Genomic DNA, 17,522 nt, shown 5'->3' with positions numbered 1-17,522 from the left:
TTCAGGCGCTGGCGGCCATCAGGCTATCGCTGACTTGTGCCAGATGATGGTCCGCGTCGCCGAACAGCAGGTTAATAGTGGTCAGCCGCTTGAACAGATGGGCGGCGAACATTTCGTCGGTCACGCCCATGCCGCCGTGCAGCTGGACGCCTTCCTGAGCCACATAGCGCGCACCTTGGCCCACCAGCGTCTTGGACATGGACAGGGCGTTGCGGCGCTCTTCGGTGTCGTCTGAATCGGTGGTGTTGGCGGCCAGAATGGCCATGGACTTGGACTGCTCCGCCTGAATGAACATGTCCGCCATGCGGTGCTGAAGCACCTGGAATTTGCCGATGGGCACACCGAACTGCTTGCGGGTCTTGATGTAGTCCAGCGTGGTTTCGTTCATGGCCTCCATGGCCCCCACGGCTTCCGCACACACTGCTGCAATCCCCAGATCGATGGCTTTCTCGATGTGCGGGAACGCCTGATCCAGTTCGCCCAGCAGATTGTCGGCGCTGACGGCGACATTGGAGAAACTGATGTCTGCGATGCGGTAGCCGTCATGAGCGGCGTAGTCGTCAATTTTCACGCCTTTGGCATTGGCATCGATGATGAACAGGGACAGCCCGGTCTCGTCATTGGCGTTGCCGCTGGTGCGTGCAGAGACGACCAGTTGGTCCGCCTGGCCGCCGTGGATGACGGCGGTTTTCTGGCCGCTGACCATAAAGTGGTCGCCGTCCTTGCGGGCGGTGGTCTGTACCTGGCTCAGGTTGTAGCGCGCGCCGGGTTCGTAGTGGGCCAGCGCCATTTTGCGCTCGCCGGAGGCAATGGCCGTTAGATAGTCGTCTTTCTGGGCATCGTTGCCCAGATCACCAATCAGCCCGCCGGCCAGAACGACCGTAGCCAGATAGGGCTCAACCACCAGGCCCCGACCGAAGTTTTCCATCACCACCATGGTGTCGACGGCGTTGCCATCCAGACCGCCAAAGGCTTCGGGGAAGGTGAACGCCAGCAGGCCCATATCCGCCAGGGCGGCCCAGGTGTTCGGGTCGGTGCCCTTGCCGGATTCGATGAAGGTGCTGCGCTTTTCAAAGCTGTACTCGTTGGTCACAAAGCGGCGCAACGAGTCGTTCAGCATTTGCTGTTCGTCGGTAAGATCGAAATTCATAAGACCGCCTCCTTTAAAGACCAAGCACGAGCTGGGCAATGATGTTGCGCTGGATCTCGTTGGACCCGCCAAAGATCGACAGCTTGCGCATGTTGAAGTAATCGCCGGCCGCCGGGGTAGCATCGATGGACCCGGCACGGGGGCCGTTGTAGTCCAGTTCCAGGGCGTCCGGAATGTGCGCAATGGCATCCTGTCCGGTGGCTTCCATCAGCAGTTCAAACAGTTTTTGGCCGATCTCTGTGCCACGGATTTTCAAAATCGATGCCTGGGGGCCGGGGCCGCGCTTGTCGGTCAAAACCCGCAGCACGGTCAGCTCCAGCGCGCGCAGCTCAATATCCAGTTGCGCCAGACGATCGCGGAAACGGGTATTTTCGATCAGCGGCCGCTGGCCGTCCTGCTCCTCGTTGGCCACGACTTTCAGGCGCTTCATCAACGCTTTCCACTGCCCGACGTTCGCCAGCCCGGTACGCTCGTGCCCAAGCAGGAACTTGGCGTAGGTCCAGCCCTGGTTCTCTTCGCCGATCAGGTTCTCGGCGGGCACTTTCACGTTATCGAAATAGACTTCGTTAATCTCGTGCTCGCCATCCAGCATGATGATGGGCTTCACATCGATGCCGGGGTCGTTCATGTCGATCAGCAGGAAGGAGATGCCCTGTTGCGGCTTGCCTTCGTTGCTGGTGCGCACCAGACAGAAGATCCAGTCAGCGTGCTGGCCAAGGGTGGTCCAGGTTTTCTGGCCGTTGACGATGTAGTGATCGCCTTCGCGCTTGGCGGAGCAGCGTAGTGACGCGAGGTCGGAGCCGGAGCCCGGCTCGGAATAGCCCTGACACCACCAGTCTTCGCCGCTGAGAATGCCCGGCAGGAAGCGCTTCTTCTGCTCGTCGTTGCCGAAGGTTATGATCACCGGGGCGACCATGCGCAGGCCAAAATCGAGCTGGCGCGGGGCACCGGCGAGGGCACACTCTTCTTCAAAGATGATCTGCTCAATCGGGCTCCAGCCCGGGCCGCCGAACTCTTCCGGCCAGGTGGAAGCGCCCCAGCCTTTGTCGTGCAGAATCTTCTGCCAGCGCTGGGTCATGTCTTTGTCGTGGCGCAGGCGTTTCTGAACGCGCTCGCGGATGTCGTCCGGGAGGTTGTCGTCCAGGAACTGGCGAACGTCGGCTCGGAAGGCCTCTTGCTCGGGTGTGTAATTTAGATCCATGTTGCACCTCTTGTCTGTTTGGCTGAGGTAGATGGTTTTAACTTGTGAGTGGCCTTTTGGTTTCTGATGCCGGGCCTATGTACTCGGGGGCGGCGCCGAATGGGTATCCCCTTTCAAAACACGCTCCTTCGGCCCATCCATGGGGCGCTTGGACTCCGCCATCCATGGCTCCGTACAGTTTTGAAAGGGGATACCCATCCGACGCTTCGACACTGTGCTTGCCTATTTTTGAGAACACTTTGCGGGGCACCGCACTGCGCTTAACGGTTGCACTTGTTCGCCTTCGCACACAGCTCTGGGTGGCCGTTGGGAGTGGGTGTCCAAAACCGTGCGGAGCCATGGATGGCGGAGCCCGAGCGTCACATGGACGTGCCGTAAGGAGCGTGTTTTGGACACCCACTCCCAACGGGCACTTCCACCCAAGATAAGGGCAATCGAGGCTTCAGGCAGCAACCAAAGCTTTAGGCAACCTCAAACAAGCCGGCAGCACCCATGCCAGTGCCTACGCACATGGTGACGACCACGTATTTGACGCCGCGGCGTTTACCTTCGATCAGAGCATGGCCGACCAGACGGGAGCCGGTGGTGCCGTAGGGGTGGCCTACGGCGATGGCGCCGCCGTTGACGTTCAGGCGGTCCATGGGAATGCCGAGTTTGCGCTGGCAATAGAGAACCTGAACGGCGAAGGCTTCATTCAGTTCCCACAGACCGATGTCGTCGACGGACAGGCCGGCGCGTTTGAGCAGTTTGGGAACCGCGAAGACCGGGCCGATGCCCATTTCGTCGGGTTCGCAACCAGCAACCGCGAAACCACGGAAGATGCCCAGCGGAGTGGCGCCGCGCTGTTCGGCGACTTTGCTGTCCATCAGCACGCAGGCGGAGGCGCCGTCGGAGAACTGGCTGGCGTTACCCGCAGTAACCACGCCGCCTTCCATCGCGGAGCGGATTTTGCTGACGCCTTCCAGGTTGGTTCCCGGACGGATGCCTTCGTCCTGGCTGACGGTCACTTCCTGGCTGCTGAGCTGGCCGGTGGCTTTGTCAGCCACGCCCATGGTGGTGGTGATGGGCACGATTTCGTCGTCGAATTTGCCGTCTTCGCGGGCCTGAGTGGCCAGGTTCTGACTGCGGACGCCGTATTCGTCCATGTCTTCTTTTTTGATGTCGTAACGTTTGGCTACGGTTTCCGCCGTGTCCAGCATGGACCAGTACAGCTCCGGCTTGTGCTTTGCCAGCCAAGGTTCCATGAAGTAGTTCTGGTTCACGTTGGCCTGCACGGTGGAGATGGATTCCACACCGCCGGCGACCATTACTGGCACCCGGTCCACTGCAATGTGGTGGGCGGCCATGGCGATGGCCTGCAAGCCGGACGAGCAGAAGCGGTTGATGGTCGCGCCGCCTACGGTCACAGGCAGGCCAGCACGGATGGCACCCATGCGGGCCACGTCGTTACCGGTGGAGCCTTCTGGCAGGGCGCAGCCCATCAGCACGTCTTCGATCTCGTTGGGGTCGACCTTGGAGCGCTCGACCGCGTGCTGGATGGCGTGACCGGCCAAAGTTGCGCCGTGGGTCATGTTCAGGCCGCCGCGCCAGGATTTGGCCAGGGGCGTGCGGGCGGTGGATACGATGACAACATCATTAGACATAACAATTCTCCTTCGTTCGAAGCGCCTGTTTATCGATAAAGGGCAGGCGCCCCGAGGGTATTGGTGGACCGGTTATTTAGCGTCGAAGCCTTTGCCTTCTTCGGCACGCTTGGCCAACAGGGCTGCGGGCTCCCAGAAACCAGGCTGGGTGTGGCGGTCTTCGGTGAAGGCCTGCATGGCGCGAACCACGTTGGGCAGCCCGACTTCTTCGGCGTAGTGCATGGGGCCACCGCGGAACACGGGGAAGCCGTAACCGGTCAGGTAGACCATGTCGATGTCGGAGGCGCGCTGGGCGATGCCCTCGTCCAGAATCTGGGCGCCTTCGTTCACCAGTGCATAAACGCAACGTTCAACGATTTCCTGATTGCTGATCTTGCGTGGTTTGATGCCCAGTTCAGCGCGGACTTCGTCCACCACTTTATCCACTTCCGGGTCGTGCAGGGCGTTGCGGTTGCCCGGCTCGTAGCGGTAGAAACCGGCACCGGTCTTCTGGCCGTAGCGGCCCATTTCACAGATGCGGTCGGCCAGAACCATCTTCACCATGTCCGGGTTTTCTTCGTACTGACGCTTGCGGATGGCCCAGCCGATGTCGCCGCCGGCCAGGTCGGCCATGCGCAGCGGGCCCATGGCAAAGCCGAACTTCTCGATGGCCTTGTCGATCTGCTGAACGCTGGCGCCTTCTTCCAGCATCAGCAGGGCTTCGCGCTGGTACTGGTTGATCATGCGGTTGCCGATGAAGCCGTCGCACACGCCGGACACCACGGCGGTCTTCTTGATGGCCTTGGCCAGCTTCATGGCGGTGGCCAGCACGTCTTTGGCGGTTTTCTCGCCGCGCACTACTTCCAGCAGTTTCATGATGTTGGCCGGGCTGAAGAAGTGCAGGCCGATCACGTCTTCCGGGCGTTTGGTGAAGCTGGCGATCTTGTCCAGGTCCAACGTCGAGGTGTTGGAGGCCAGGATCGCGCCCTGTTTGCACACCTCGTCCAGCTTCTCGAACACGGACTGTTTGACGCCCATCTCTTCGAATACGGCTTCGATCACCAGATCCACGTCGCTCAGGTCGTCATAGGTGAGGGAAGGTTTGAGCAGAGCCATCTTGGCCTTGGCGTCGTCTTCGCTCATGCGGCCTTTCTTCACACGGCCCTCGTAGACTTTGCGAATGGCTTCCACGCCACGGTCGAGGCCTTCCTGCTTCATCTCGACCAGCGTCACTGGGATGCCGGCGTTCAGGAAGTTGATGCTGATGCCGGTGCCCATGGTGCCGCCGCCGATTACGCCGACAGATTTGATGTCTCGGGTCGGGGTGTCAGACGGCACGTCGGAAATCTTGCTGGTCAGGCGCTCGGAGAAAAACGCGTGACGCAGGGCGCGGGATTCCGGGGTCTGCATCAGGTTCACAAAGGCTTCGCGCTCCACTTCCATGCCCTTGTCGAATGGCATGGTGACGGCGGCTTTCACAGCTTCGACACACTTCAGCGGGGCCGGGTAGTTCTTGGCCATGGCGCCGACGGTGTTCTGGGTGAACATGAAGAAGCCTTCCGGGTTCGGGTGCTTGGCTTTCAGGTCGCGCACTTTTTTCAGTGGCAGGTTCTCGCTGACCACCTTGGTGGCGTAGGCGATGGCCGCGTCCAGCAATTCGCCGTCGATAATCTCATCGAACAGGGCGCTGCCCTTGAACTGTTTGGCAGGTACGACGCTGCCGGAGACGATCATATTTACAGCGTGCTCAGCTCCGATGACTCGTGGCAGGCGCTGAGTACCGCCGGCGCCTGGCAGCAGGCCCAATTTTACTTCCGGCAGGGCGATTTGCGCGTCCGGCTTGGCGATGCGGTAGTGGCAACCCAGGGCCAGTTCCAGTCCGCCGCCCATGCAGGCGCCGCTGATGGCCGCGATCACCGGCTTGCGGCTGCTTTCCACGTAGTTGACTACCGTGTTCAGGTTGGGTTCGGCAAAGGCTTTGGGAGAGCCGAACTCGCTGATGTCGGCGCCGCCGGAGAAGGCACGGTCGGAGCCGATCAGTACCACGGCTTTCACTGCATCATCGGCTTCTGCCTGCTGGATACCGTTAACAATACCCCGGCGGAGTTCAAGGCCCAGGCCATTGACGGGCGGGTTGTCGAGTCGGATGACGGCGATGTTGCCGTTCACATCGTAATGGGCAGTACTCATGTAGCAGCTCCCTGATACTGGCATTGGATAGTAGGCGGTGTACGGAAGACCTGTTGAATTATCCATACACTGGTGTATTGTTTGTCCATACACTAATGTATGTTTTGGGCGGGGTCAACGCTTTCAAACATGACTCCGCTGTTGATGTAGAATTCACACCCAACAGCCAGTAGCAGGACCAGATTCCACCATGACGGATGCCAAACCTCAGAAACGCCGCAGCCGCAAGACGCCGGAAAAAGCGCAGTTGACCCGCGACGACTGGCTGGATGCGGCCGCCGGCGAGGTTGCAGCCGGTGGTTTCAGCAACCTGAGGGTGCTGACCCTGGCAAAAAAGCTCGGTGTGACCCGTGGCAGTTTTTACTGGCACTTCAAGGATCACGAAGACCTGGTGGTGCGCTTCCTTAACCGCTGGCGGGACCGGCGTCTGCACGAGCTTCAGTACTGGAAACCCAAGGGTGGGGATGTCGAAACCGAATTGCGGCAAATTCTGGAACTATTGCTCACGGATGCGTCCCGTAATATCCGTCGCCTGCAGGTGGAGCTGGCGGTGCGGGATTTTGCCCGCAGGAATGACTACGCGGCTGATCTGGTCACGCAGGTGGACGAAGCGCGCATCAACCAGAACTGCGAGCTGTACGAACGGCTGAGCAGCGATCCCCAGCGCATTCGCGATCTGTCGCTGCTGATGTACGTGGCCACCATCGGCTCCCAGGTGGTGCTTACGGGGAAGAAGGGCGATGCTGAAACCATACGCCGGGTGGAAGACTTGATGGCGCGCGTGGCGTTGGGGCAGCGTGATGACGGTTAGATGGCTGGCCCTGATCCTGCTGGGGCTCTGTGCCGGTGCCGTTCATGCAGCCGGAGATGAATGTATGGACGGCGCCACCACTGAACTGGAACAGATGTATTGTCGCGTAGTGAGCGAAGGGCTTGGCGGGGGCTTGCCGTCCCCCACGGATTTCAAGCGCAACGATCCGCAGGTGCAGGCATTGCTTCTGCGGCGCCCTGCCGGGCGACTGGGCCTGGAAGTGCCTGAGCCGGGTGCTCCCGCGCAAGCCGACTCCAGCCCCGGATCGTCTGGCGCGGAACCGGAACCCGTTCGAACCGGGTCTGAAGAAGACCCGTCGCAAAGCGGGTTGCTTTCGGATTGCCAACTGGAAGGCCAACGCATTGCCTGTCCCCGACGCCGCTATGATCTGGTTTCGAACCAGCCCAACAGTCAGCTCGCAGGTGGTGCCCTGAAGGAGGATAACCGCCTTGGCTTGCGCCCGTTCGAAGGCAACCGCGATGATGAAGAGGCTGTCCGCCGATATCTCTCCAATGCCTATGATCGGTACATTCCCAAGATGGTGGATATTGGTCTGGGAGCCAACACTATGAGCTTCACCGCCTTTCACAACGCATTCCATACCATGGAAGACGGCGGTGTCGACTTTGCCCAACGTATGGAGCAGACCTTCACCCTCCTCAAGCAGGACAAGAAAAATCTGGGGATCAAAGCCCGTTACCACGACGAGCTTCCCGACGACCTCTCCCTGTGCTCGGTCATCAACCGTGACATCATCGTGTGTGACAATGTCGGCACCAACTGGGTCTTCGTCAGTCCATCCCGCTAGCGTTTCAGTCGGTTGTCAGAAAACTGTTCAGGTAGCCCGCCACGGCCGCGGGCTGTTCTTCCTGTAGGAAGTGGCCCGCCTCCACCTGTTCCACCCGCAGATCCTCGAAGCATTCCTCGATATGATTGAGGTACTCCGGAATGATCACCCGGTCCTTGTTGCCATAAATATACAGGGCGGGCATGGGCCACGTATGGCCCGCCGTGGTGGCCCAGCGTTTGGCGTCTTCGTGGAAGGTGCGGTAGTAATTGGAGCTGGTACCCGGCGTTCCCGGAATCCGGAAGGTGCGCACGTATTCGTCGAATGCGTCCCGTGGAAACGGTTCGCGGTTCCAGGTGCGCAGGAAATGCCCCAGCCAGGTCTCTTCGGCGCCGGGAATCATCGCTTCAGGCAGGCCTGGCGTCTGCATGAAGTGCTGATACCAGTAGGCTGCACCGCTGCTGGCGCGGACCTTCTCGATCACTTCCTGGTTGCCCTTGAGGTTGTTGATGATGGCGATGTTCATGATCACCAACCTTTGCACCCGGTCGGGAATGGCCAGTGCGACTTCCTGGGCGACGATGCCGCCCCAGTCGTGGCCCACCAGCTGAAACTCATCAATACCGAGCTGGTCCAGCAGGCTGATCACATCCTGTGCCATTTCCTGCTTGCGGTAGTGTTCGATGTCCGGGCTGCGTTCACTGTCGCCCAACCCTCGCAGGTCGGGGGCGATGATGTGAAAACCCGCCTTCAGATACGCTGCCACGTGCTCCCAGCAGTAGGAGCTCTCCGGCCAGCCGTGGATCATCACCAGCGCCTTGCCACCGGGTGCCCCGCCTTCTCGCCAGGCGAAGCGTCCCCGGGGCGTTTGTCGCTGTTTTGGTTCAGACAGGTGCATGGCTGGGCTCCGTGAATGCGAATGGTACTGCTGCCAGACCATAAACGGACTGACGCAATCGCGCAATCAGAGGGTGTCCACCGGCCTGCCCAGATCCCGAAGCACCGTGTCTACAACCATGGGGCTCCATAGCAGGCGGTGGTGGCCCAGGCCACGGGTGCGGAGTACGTTGGCGTTTTCCCAGTTGTTGAAAACCCGTTCGCTTTCGTCTGGCGAGATGGAGGTGTCATCGTCATCAATGACCATCAGGCCTCGCTGGGTGAGGGTCCGTGACAGGGCTTCCAGGTCTAGTTGCTCCCAGACGGATTTGCCGAAACGCTCCTCCATCAATTGCAGATGCACCGCCAGAACGTCCTGACTCAGGCCGAGTTGACGGCCCAGGTTATCCATCACCGCCGTGAGGCTGACAGGGGGCGCCAGCATGACCAGATAATCAGGCTGAAGGCCGTCCGCGATTGCGCGGGCAGCGGCAATGCAGCCAATGGAATGGGCCAGCACCCCGTGGACCCGGCCGACGCTGGCCGCCACCCTGGCAACGACTTCGGCCATCTCGAACAGGTTGGTGCTCTCGCCCTGGGCACGGCCGTGGGCGGGGGCGTCGAACAGCACCACACGATAGCCGGCTTCCACCAGCGGGTTGACCCAGGCGCCGAACTGGATGCCGGCACCGGCCCAGCCGTGAACGCCCAGAATCACAGGCCCCTGGCCCCAGGAATACACCGGAATGGTCCGGGCGCCGTGCTGCAGCTGGGTATAGCTGTCAGCATTGTCCAGCAGGTATTCATAGCGGGATGGCATGGGCAGGCGCGAGGGCCTGAACGCCATGCGGTTAACCAGCCGGCCGGCTTTTTCAGGAGCCATTCGACCGTAGAGTTGAAGTGCCAGGCGGATGGGCGAAAACCCCTTCGGGCCTTCAACCTTGTGGGTTGTCGGTCGCTCGAAGATCACTGATTGAGTGTTCAGTTGTGAGGTCATGGTGAAAGTCCTTCTTCCAGTGGTAGTGGATGACAGGTTCAGGTTAGGGCTTGCGGGTTGCCAGCAGGAGTGTCATATTTGACATATAAAGTGCTGAAAGGGCCATTTCCATGTTCAACGTTGCCATTGTTGCCTTTCCCAACTGCCATGCCTCCGGCGTGCACGGCATCATGGATTTTTTCACCGTTGCCAACTTCTGTGGCCGCGCCCCGGCTGGCCGCAGCGAGCCCCTGTTTAATTGCCAGGTGGTGACGGTGGACGACCAGCCAGTCCGCGGGTACAGCGGCGCGGTGGTGACGCCAACCTGCAAGCGTGGGGATTTCGAGCCGGACCTGATCGTGGTGGGCTCCTCGGTGGAAGCCGCCGTGGGCGCGGAACGGCTGGAGAAGACGCTCGCACCCTCAAGACCGCTCTACGGCTGGTTGCGGGAAGGCCTGGAGAGGGGCGCCGTGCTGGCGAGCGTCTGCACCGGCAGTTTCGTACTGGCGGAGGCCGGTTTGCTGGACGACCAGGTTGCCACCACCCACTGGCGGGCAGCGCCGCTGTTCCGTGCCCGCTATCCGCACCTGCGCCTGGAGGAAGACCAGTTGCTGGTGGATAACGGCCGCATCATCTGTGCCGGCGGCGCCACGGCGTTTGTGGATCTGTGCAGTTACCTGGTGGAGCGCTTCTCGTCACCGGCGGTTGCCTTGGCCTGCAGCAAGATGCTGGTGCTGGACGGCCGCCGGGCGGAGCAAACGCCCTACATGGCCTTCTACAGCCAGAAAGCTCATCAGGATGACGCTATCCGCAAGGCACAGTCCTGGCTTGAACAGCACTACGCCGATGCACTGACCATCGACGAAGTGGCTGCCGTAGCGGGCCTCGGCACCCGCACCTTCAAGCGTCGTTTCAAGGAAGCCACTGGCGAAACCCCGATCGGCTACCTGCAGCATCTGCGGATCGAGGCGGCCAAGCACCTGCTGGAGTCCAGCCGCGAACAGACTGCACGCATCATCTGGAGTGTGGGTTACGAAGATGCCAGTTCGTTCCGGAGGCTGTTTAAACGCACGGTAGGCTGTACCATGGAGCAATACCGCAAGCGTTTCAGCTATGTATCCCCAAAAGTGGCCTGATGCCCCGACGATCCCCGACCGAAGACAGGACTCCCATGCCCGGCAAAAACTCCACCCGCCTCAACAAATACATCAGCGAGAGTGGCATGTGTTCCCGGCGGGAGGCCGACCGCTATATCGAGAACGGCAACGTTGCCATTAATGGCAAGGCGGCCCAGGTGGGCGATCAGGTGCTGCCCGGTGACAAAGTCACGGTGAACGGTCAGTTGATCGAGCCGCGAGACGAAGAGGACCTGATCTTTATCGCCCTCAACAAGCCCGTGGGCGTGGTCAGCACCACCGACCCGGCGGAGCGCCGTAACATCGTCAACCATGTGGGTCATGGTGAGCGGATCTTCCCCATTGGCCGACTGGACAAGGACTCCCAAGGGCTGATTTTCCTCACCAGCAACGGTGATCTGGTGAACAAAATCCTGCGCGCGGGCAACAACCACGAGAAGGAATACCTGGTCACCGTCAACAAGCCGGTGACCGCAGAATTCGTGCAGGGTATGAGCGCCGGGGTACCGATACTGGGCACGGTCACCAAACGCTGCAAGGTCGAAAAGGTGTCCCGTTTCGTGTTCCGTATTACCCTGGTTCAGGGCCTGAACCGACAGATTCGTCGCATGTGCGAGTTCTTTGATTACGAGGTCACGAAGCTCGAACGTGTGCGCATCATGAATATCAGCCTCAAAGGACTAGCAGTCGGAGAGTGGCGGGATCTGGGGCCGAAGGAGCTGGCCGGGTTGTTTGACATGATCCGCGATTCGTCCTCGGAAGTGAGCTCCGATACCCGTAGCGAAACGAAAAAGCCGGCGAGCAAGCGGCCTGGCAAAAAGCCCGGGACATCGCCATCGGGACCGCGTGGAAAGGGCGCAAAGGCAGGACAGTCCGGTAGGCCAGGAAAGCCCGCTGGAAAACACGGCAAACCCTCGCGCCCGGGAAAACCCGGCAAGCCCGGAAAGTCACGCAAACCCAGGCAGAGCAGCGTTAAGCGCTAGGATACGTTCAGTTCCGTACGGCGCTGTGACGCAACTGTCGCTATGCTATACCGCTTTTACCCCTGACCGGATATTCTGAATGTTTGAAGCGTTTATCAGTACCTACATCAGCAGCACGATCCGCTTTATGTTCCTGCTGGCGCCGTTTTTCGTGGTCACCATGTTTCTGGCGTTAACCCGGGGGCTGCCGGCGTCTGAAAAGCGTTCGATCATCCGCCGTTCCACCGTATCCGCAATGATTCTGGGGTTGGTACTGTTCTTTGCCGGCCCACTGTTGTTCAGTGCCATTGGCATTACCCTGAATTCGTTCCGGATCGGTGCTGGCAGCCTGCTGTTCCTGACCGCCATCAGCCTGGTCACCAGTGGTACCCGCAACCACGCCACGGGGTTGCCGGATGAAGACCGCGATGACATTGCCGTGGTGCCACTGGCGATTCCGGTGATGATAGGCCCTGCGACCATCGGTGCCATCCTGGTTTACGGGGCCGAGCTGAACGCTGTGCCGGAAGTGGCCGGAGGGCTTCTGGGGCTGGTGTCGGGGCTGGTTATCCTGGCGGTTCTACTGCACTTGTCCGGATACCTGGAAAAGGCGCTGGGTAAGACCGGGCTGAACATTCTCTCCAAGATCAGCGGCCTGATTCTGTCTGCCATGGCGGCGGAAATTGTATTAACGGGCATCGCTGGATTTATTGCTTCCACGTCGGCCTCCTGATGTCTTTCGATACCGTAGCGCACAATCGCAGTCGCCAGCAGTTTAACGGGGTGTCTTCCGTGTGGCTGTTCGGCTATGGCTCGCTGATCTACAAGGTGGACTTCCCCTTCCTTGAGCAGCAGCCGGCGACGATTGAAGGCTGGGCCCGGCGTTTCTGGCAGGGCTCCCATGATCATCGCGGTACTCCGGAGGCTCCCGGGCGTGTGGTCACGCTGATCAGCCAGCCTGGTGCGACATGCAAGGGTATGGCCTATCGGGTATCACCGGACGTGTTTGAGCACCTGGATGTACGTGAGAAAAACGGCTATTTGCGCTTCAGCACACCCATGAGGTTCGATGATGGCAGTAGTGCGGAAGGCCTTGTCTACATTGCCACCGAAGATAATGAGGCCTTCCTTGGCCCCGCACCTTCCCTCGATATTGCCCGCCAGATTGCCAGTTCGTCTGGTCCGAGCGGTCCTAACAGTGAATATTTGTTTAAGCTGGCCGAGGCATTGAGAGCCCTTGGTGATCACGATCCCCACGTGTTCGAGCTGGAATCCCACCTGCGTTGATTCTGTCGTGACGGTCAGCCGGCCACGGCAACTGTAAAGACTGTCCGCGCCTGCGTAAAAGAAGTGCAAAGCCGTCGCCGATCGCCTGACTTTCCCCGGAAGTTCCGTACTCTGAAGTCAGGGAGCAGCCACAGAGTTTTCGTGGATGCTAATCCGGGATCTGAAAAGATCGGGAGAAGAGCGATGAAAGCATTTCTGATTGGCAGTTGTTTCGTTGGCCTGATAATGGCCACCAGCCCGGCTGTGGCAGACTCTGACAGGCGGGAGAACCACAGGGCAGGGTTCCACCAGAAAGTGGACCACGACAGGGGCATACCCCACCACAAGAAGCTTCTGTCATCCCGGTACCGCGATGCGGATGCACACCACGGCCACCGGGATCGCAAGCATGGCTGGAAAAACAAGGCTCACAACCGACACAAACACGGTTGGAAGCATAAGAAGTACCACCAGAAAAGGCATGGTTACCAACACCACTGGAACAACGATCGCCACTATTATCGGGACGACCGTGGTACCGGTTTTCGATTCTATTACAACAACAGCACCTCCCCCATGGAGTATCAGCTACTGCAGGGTGCTCAGTTACTGATTGACGTAACCCGTTGATCATCGGGTTGAAGCCTCTCACCGGCGCCTGTGAACGGCGCCGGCTCTTTAGTCCAATCATTATCAGCGGGGATTCTGCCTCAAAAAAAAAGACCGCTTCTAAACAAAAGCGAACATTCACCGCGCTGACCTGCGGATCAAAGCCCCTCCACAATTAGAATATCTACCTCAGATGCCCCTCGGCGTGCCTGTCGCGCTTTTTTGTATGCTTCTGAGTGATAGCAATTGTAGGCGTGTTGGTAGCTAGGGAACTCGATAACCACCGTTCGTTGCGGTGATTCTCGGCCTTCAAGAGCTTCGTTGCGGCCGCCTCTGGCGATAAAGCGCGCTCCGTACGCCTGAAACGCTTTTGGGGCTAGTATTTGGTAGTCGGCGTAGTTGTCGGGGTTGGTCACGGTGACGTTCGCGATCCAATAGGCTTTGGCCATACTTGGTTCCCTGAATTAAATGGTATTCTATATTATGGTATGCCAAAATTGCAGAGAGCGAAAGACGGTGTCAATTGATTCCATAGAGTGATGAACATTATGAATTTCGACCCGACCGAGAGCCTGATTGAAGACATCCGCAACGGACGCATGGTGGTCCTGCTGGACGATGAAGACCGTGAGAACGAAGGCGACCTGGTGATGGCCGCGGAGTTCGTCACACCGGATGCCATCAATTTTATGGCCACCCATGCCCGGGGGCTGATCTGCCTGACTCTGAGCGGGGAACGCTGTGAACAACTGGACCTGTGGCCGATGGTGGCCAATAACGGGGCCAGCTTCGCGACGGCGTTTACCGTGTCCATAGAAGCCCGTGAAGGGGTGACCACTGGCATTTCGGCGGCGGACCGGGCGATGACAGTGAAGGCCGCCGTCGCCCCGGATGCTCACCCCCGGGATCTGGTTCAGCCGGGCCATATTTTCCCGCTGCGGGCTCGCGACGGCGGCGTACTGAGCCGCGCCGGGCACACCGAGGCGGGCTGCGATCTTACGCGCCTGGCGGGTCTGGAGCCGGCGGCGGTGATTGTCGAGGTTATGAACGACGACGGCAGTATGGCGCGACGTCCGGATCTGGAGGCCTTTGCCCAACGCCATGGTATCAGGATTGGCACCATTGCGGACCTGATCCAGTATCGGCTGGCGAGAGAGAAAACCGTCGAACATACCGGGCAACAACCGTTGTCCACCGCACACGGGGATTTCGTCCTGCACACTTATGAGGATCTGATCACCGGCGATGCGCACTTGGCCTTGACCATGGGCGATGTCAACGGACCAGAGCCTACACTGGTCCGGGTGCACTCGGTGGACCCGCTGCGTGACCTGGTGGGGGCGGATTACCAAGGGCCGAGGGCTTGGTCCCTGTGGTCGGCATTGGAAAACGTGGCGCGGGCAGGGCACGGCGCGGTGGTGATTCTGGCCAGCCATGAATCCCCCCAAAGCCTGCTGTCGCGCGCGACACGGCAAAACACGCCACCACCAGATGCGTCATCGATCCGCTATTCGAGTGTGGGAACGGGCTCCCAGATTCTGTCCGACCTGGGTATCCGCAAACTGCGATTAATGGGCGCACCGCTGAACTATAAGGGGTTGTCCGGGTTCGATCTGGAAGTGGTTGAGATCGTCGAGCCGTAATGGTGAAGTGGTCCGGCAGGCAGGAGGCTTGCTGCTTGCCGGACCGGTCAGCGCATGAAATGAATGTTGCCGGTTTCCATGCTGCCGGTGTAGATGCCGTAGGTGCCGCCGGCACGCTCGGCGATATAGCGTTCCAGAATCTGGTGAATGGCTGGATAGAAAATCAGCTCCCAGGGAATCTGCTCGGGGGCAAACCAGTCAACGGCCTGGGTTTCGTGACCGGGGGGATCATTCCAGGCGAGAACGTTGGCCCGGTAGATGATGTACAGCTCATTGGTAGGCGGCACACTGAAAATGGAGTAGGGGGTAGTCACTTCAGCGTCAATGCCGGTTTCTTCCCAGACTTCGCGGCGAGCCGCTTCCTCAACGCTTTCCCCGCGCTCCATGAAGCCCGCTGGCAGCGTCCAGGTGCCTACGCGAGGTGGGATACCCCGCTGGCAAAGGAGCAGGTGCCCGTCCTGTTCAATGATGGCGCCGGCAATAACTCGGGGGTTGTCGTAGACAATGCCGCCACAGGCGGTGCAATAATCCCGCTCGTGGGTGTCTCCGGCAGGAATTCCCCGGGAAAGGGGGCCGCTACCGCATTGTGCACAGTACCTGAGCATAGCATGCCTCACCGCAGGCTTTGGGTCGTGTTTAGGGGTGGTGTGATCGGATCGACGGCTTTGCCCTGCTTTTCCGCGAGCGCTGCCAGGGCGACCCTTGAAGCCGCCTTGATGTGTTCAACGCAGGCCTCGTGGGCGGCTTCGGGATTTCGTGCCTGAATGGCATCGACGATTTTCGTCATTTCCTTGAAGCTGTCCACGTAGCGCTCCTTCTGCGACACTGATGTGGCGCGCAGGTAGTTGACGCGGGCCTGCAGTTGGCTCAGGAACTGTCCGGCGATGCGGTTGCCCGCACCTTCGTACAAAACGCCGTAGAAGTCACTCACGGCATTGACGATGGCGACTGTGTCGCCGCTGCGTAGGGCTGCCTTGAGGATCTCCCAGGCGTGATCGAACTCTGCCATCTGTTGCCGGGAGGCTTTTTGGGTGAATAGCTGGACCACCATGCTTTCCAGTACGCAACGCAGTTCGTAGATATCGCGTGCGTCTTCCAGGGTAATGATGGCAACCCGGGGCCCACGGCTGCTTTCGCTTTCGACCAGGCCCTCGGCTTCAAGGTGGCGTAGAGCTTCACGCACTGAGGTCCGGCTGACCCCCAGTTTGTCGCAGAGATCCCGTTCCACCAGGCGGTCGCCGGGCAGAAGCTGGAAGCTCATGATGGCCTGGCGCAGCTTGTCTAGCACCATCTCCCGCAATGTCGGTTGATTGCGAGTGACTTTGAGGCTGTCGTCCAATGGGGTCCGTTGCATTTCTTCTCCTGGGTACAGGCAATGGCTAAATTTCGCCCATTTCGCTGAGCACGTCGCGGGCCTGACGGAAGGCGTCGATGGCGGCGGGAACACCGCAGTAAATCGCCGTCTGCATCAGCACCTCACGGATTTCATCAACGCTCATGCCGTTATTGATAGCGCCCCTTACGTGAAGGCGCAGCTCGTGTGGACGGTTAAGGGCCGTAATCATAGCCAAGTTTATCATGCTGCGATCGCGGTCGCTGAGGCCGTCCCGCTGCCACACGTTTCCCCAGCAGTATTCGGTGACCAGTTCCTGGAGCGGCTGGTTAAAAGAATCGGCGTTGCGCATGGATTGGTCAACGTACTCTGTACCCAGGACCCGCCTGCGTTTCGCCAGGCCGCGTTCAAAACGTTCTTCTGACATGGGAATGTCCCCGTTCAGGTGAGTCAGGAGGCGCGCGCCAGGGCGCGCAGGTTCTCCGGCAGTTGATCCATCTTGCCGCGGCAGTACAAGAGAGGGTCGACCTCGCTGCCGCCGCACCACAGTTTCTGTACTTCGCCAACTAGAATAGCGTGATCGCCGCCCGGGTAATCTTCCCAAATGCGACACTCAAGACAGGCCGCCGCGCCGTTGATCAGGGCATTTTCCAGTTCGGAACGATGCCAGTCGATGCCTTCGCCTTTATCGCGACCTTTGCCGGCGAACCGGTAGGCGATCGCCTGCTGATCCTGACCCAAGATGTGGATTGCAAAGCGGCCAATGCGTTTGATGACCGGATAGGAATCCGAATTCAGGCTCGGGCAGATCAGTACCAGCGGCGGTTCCATGGAAACGGCGGAAAAGGCGCTGGCGGTAAACCCTACCAGCCGACCGTCGTCGTCAATGGCAGTGACCACAGTAACACCGCTCGGAAAGGCGCCCAGGACCTGTTTGTAGTCTTGTGTTTCGATCATGGT

Annotated in this window: 19 protein-coding genes; 8 read left to right on the top strand and 11 right to left on the bottom strand. The window is 59.8% G+C overall.

Annotated features, from left to right (window positions below):
* Nucleotide 1: 1 nt before the first annotated feature.
* From AAGD24_RS19500 to AAGD24_RS19485, 4 genes are all read right to left on the bottom strand, one after another.
* Nucleotides 2-1,150 (bottom strand): acyl-CoA dehydrogenase family protein, encoded by a 1,149-nt coding sequence (locus AAGD24_RS19500; protein ID WP_379866075.1) that lies wholly within the window; start codon nt 1,148-1,150, stop codon nt 2-4.
* Between the two features lie 13 nt (nt 1,151-1,163).
* Nucleotides 1,164-2,351, bottom strand: a complete 1,188-nt coding sequence (locus AAGD24_RS19495) for an acyl-CoA dehydrogenase family protein (protein WP_379866074.1) — start codon at nt 2,349-2,351, stop codon at nt 1,164-1,166.
* Between the two features lie 461 nt (nt 2,352-2,812).
* On the bottom strand, nt 2,813-3,994 hold the full coding sequence (locus AAGD24_RS19490; protein WP_379866072.1) for an acetyl-CoA C-acyltransferase: 1,182 nt from the start codon (nt 3,992-3,994) through the stop codon (nt 2,813-2,815).
* Between the two features lie 72 nt (nt 3,995-4,066).
* Nucleotides 4,067-6,163 (bottom strand): 3-hydroxyacyl-CoA dehydrogenase NAD-binding domain-containing protein, encoded by a 2,097-nt coding sequence (locus AAGD24_RS19485; protein ID WP_379866070.1) that lies wholly within the window; start codon nt 6,161-6,163, stop codon nt 4,067-4,069.
* A 190-nt stretch (nt 6,164-6,353) separates the two neighbouring features.
* On the opposite strand from AAGD24_RS19485, the gene AAGD24_RS19480 reads away from it, so the two are divergent.
* Nucleotides 6,354-6,974, top strand: a complete 621-nt coding sequence (locus tag AAGD24_RS19480; protein WP_036211544.1) for a TetR/AcrR family transcriptional regulator — start codon at nt 6,354-6,356, stop codon at nt 6,972-6,974.
* A complete protein-coding gene (locus tag AAGD24_RS19475; protein WP_379866068.1) occupies nt 6,964-7,782 on the top strand; it encodes a hypothetical protein in 819 nt (272 codons plus the stop codon). The genes AAGD24_RS19480 and AAGD24_RS19475 overlap by 11 nt, the downstream gene beginning before the upstream one ends.
* A gap of 4 nt (nt 7,783-7,786) precedes the next feature.
* Here AAGD24_RS19475 and AAGD24_RS19470 read toward each other — a convergent pair whose 3' ends face one another.
* Both AAGD24_RS19470 and AAGD24_RS19465 read right to left on the bottom strand, forming a co-directional pair.
* Nucleotides 7,787-8,659: an alpha/beta fold hydrolase gene (locus AAGD24_RS19470; RefSeq protein WP_379866066.1), complete on the bottom strand. Its 873-nt coding sequence runs from the start codon at nt 8,657-8,659 to the stop codon at nt 7,787-7,789.
* Between the two features lie 66 nt (nt 8,660-8,725).
* A complete protein-coding gene (locus tag AAGD24_RS19465; RefSeq protein WP_317307501.1) occupies nt 8,726-9,634 on the bottom strand; it encodes an alpha/beta hydrolase family protein in 909 nt (302 codons plus the stop codon).
* Nucleotides 9,635-9,744: 110 nt separating this feature from the next.
* Here AAGD24_RS19465 and AAGD24_RS19460 point away from each other — a divergent pair, with 110 nt between their 5' ends.
* The 5 genes from AAGD24_RS19460 to AAGD24_RS19440 all read left to right on the top strand — a co-directional run bounded on the left by AAGD24_RS19460 (nt 9,745) and on the right by AAGD24_RS19440 (nt 13,607).
* Nucleotides 9,745-10,749: a GlxA family transcriptional regulator gene (locus AAGD24_RS19460; RefSeq protein WP_041332961.1), complete on the top strand. Its 1,005-nt coding sequence runs from the start codon at nt 9,745-9,747 to the stop codon at nt 10,747-10,749.
* A 35-nt stretch (nt 10,750-10,784) separates the two neighbouring features.
* Complete coding sequence (gene rluF / locus AAGD24_RS19455; RefSeq protein ID WP_379866063.1) at nt 10,785-11,732, top strand: 23S rRNA pseudouridine(2604) synthase RluF; 948 nt, start codon at nt 10,785-10,787, stop codon at nt 11,730-11,732.
* A gap of 79 nt (nt 11,733-11,811) precedes the next feature.
* Entirely contained in the window at nt 11,812-12,444 is a 633-nt protein-coding gene (locus AAGD24_RS19450; RefSeq protein WP_036211528.1) for a MarC family protein, read from the top strand.
* Nucleotides 12,444-12,998: a gamma-glutamylcyclotransferase gene (locus AAGD24_RS19445; protein WP_379866061.1), complete on the top strand. Its 555-nt coding sequence runs from the start codon at nt 12,444-12,446 to the stop codon at nt 12,996-12,998. The genes AAGD24_RS19450 and AAGD24_RS19445 overlap by 1 nt, the downstream gene beginning before the upstream one ends.
* Before the next feature lie 183 nt (nt 12,999-13,181).
* Nucleotides 13,182-13,607, top strand: coding sequence for a hypothetical protein (locus AAGD24_RS19440; protein WP_379866060.1), 426 nt, complete (start codon nt 13,182-13,184; stop codon nt 13,605-13,607).
* Between the two features lie 137 nt (nt 13,608-13,744).
* On the opposite strand, the gene AAGD24_RS19435 is transcribed toward AAGD24_RS19440, so the two are convergent.
* Entirely contained in the window at nt 13,745-14,035 is a 291-nt protein-coding gene (locus tag AAGD24_RS19435) for a DUF1330 domain-containing protein (RefSeq protein WP_288367934.1), read from the bottom strand.
* Between the two features lie 99 nt (nt 14,036-14,134).
* Here AAGD24_RS19435 and ribBA point away from each other — a divergent pair, with 99 nt between their 5' ends.
* Nucleotides 14,135-15,229 carry a bifunctional 3,4-dihydroxy-2-butanone-4-phosphate synthase/GTP cyclohydrolase II gene (ribBA, locus tag AAGD24_RS19430; protein WP_379866058.1) on the top strand — a complete coding sequence of 365 codons (1,095 nt, stop codon included), beginning with the start codon at nt 14,135-14,137 and terminating at the stop codon, nt 15,227-15,229.
* 47 nt (nt 15,230-15,276) lie between these two features.
* Here ribBA and AAGD24_RS19425 read toward each other — a convergent pair whose 3' ends face one another.
* The 4 genes from AAGD24_RS19425 to AAGD24_RS19410 are packed head-to-tail and all read right to left on the bottom strand — an operon-like array spanning nt 15,277 to nt 17,519.
* Nucleotides 15,277-15,834 carry an NUDIX domain-containing protein gene (locus tag AAGD24_RS19425; protein ID WP_379866056.1) on the bottom strand — a complete coding sequence of 186 codons (558 nt, stop codon included), beginning with the start codon at nt 15,832-15,834 and terminating at the stop codon, nt 15,277-15,279.
* An 8-nt stretch (nt 15,835-15,842) separates the two neighbouring features.
* Nucleotides 15,843-16,583 carry a GntR family transcriptional regulator gene (locus AAGD24_RS19420; protein ID WP_379866054.1) on the bottom strand — a complete coding sequence of 247 codons (741 nt, stop codon included), beginning with the start codon at nt 16,581-16,583 and terminating at the stop codon, nt 15,843-15,845.
* A gap of 25 nt (nt 16,584-16,608) precedes the next feature.
* Nucleotides 16,609-16,989: a 4-carboxymuconolactone decarboxylase gene (gene pcaC, locus AAGD24_RS19415; protein ID WP_379866052.1), complete on the bottom strand. Its 381-nt coding sequence runs from the start codon at nt 16,987-16,989 to the stop codon at nt 16,609-16,611.
* Nucleotides 16,990-17,012: 23 nt separating this feature from the next.
* A complete protein-coding gene (locus tag AAGD24_RS19410) occupies nt 17,013-17,519 on the bottom strand; it encodes a flavin reductase family protein (protein WP_379866050.1) in 507 nt (168 codons plus the stop codon).
* Nucleotides 17,520-17,522 lie beyond the last annotated feature (3 nt).

Source organism: Marinobacter sp. M5B, assembly GCF_042604615.1.
GTDB lineage: Bacteria > Pseudomonadota > Gammaproteobacteria > Pseudomonadales > Oleiphilaceae > Marinobacter > Marinobacter salarius.
This window is presented reverse-complemented; position numbering and strand designations above follow the sequence as displayed.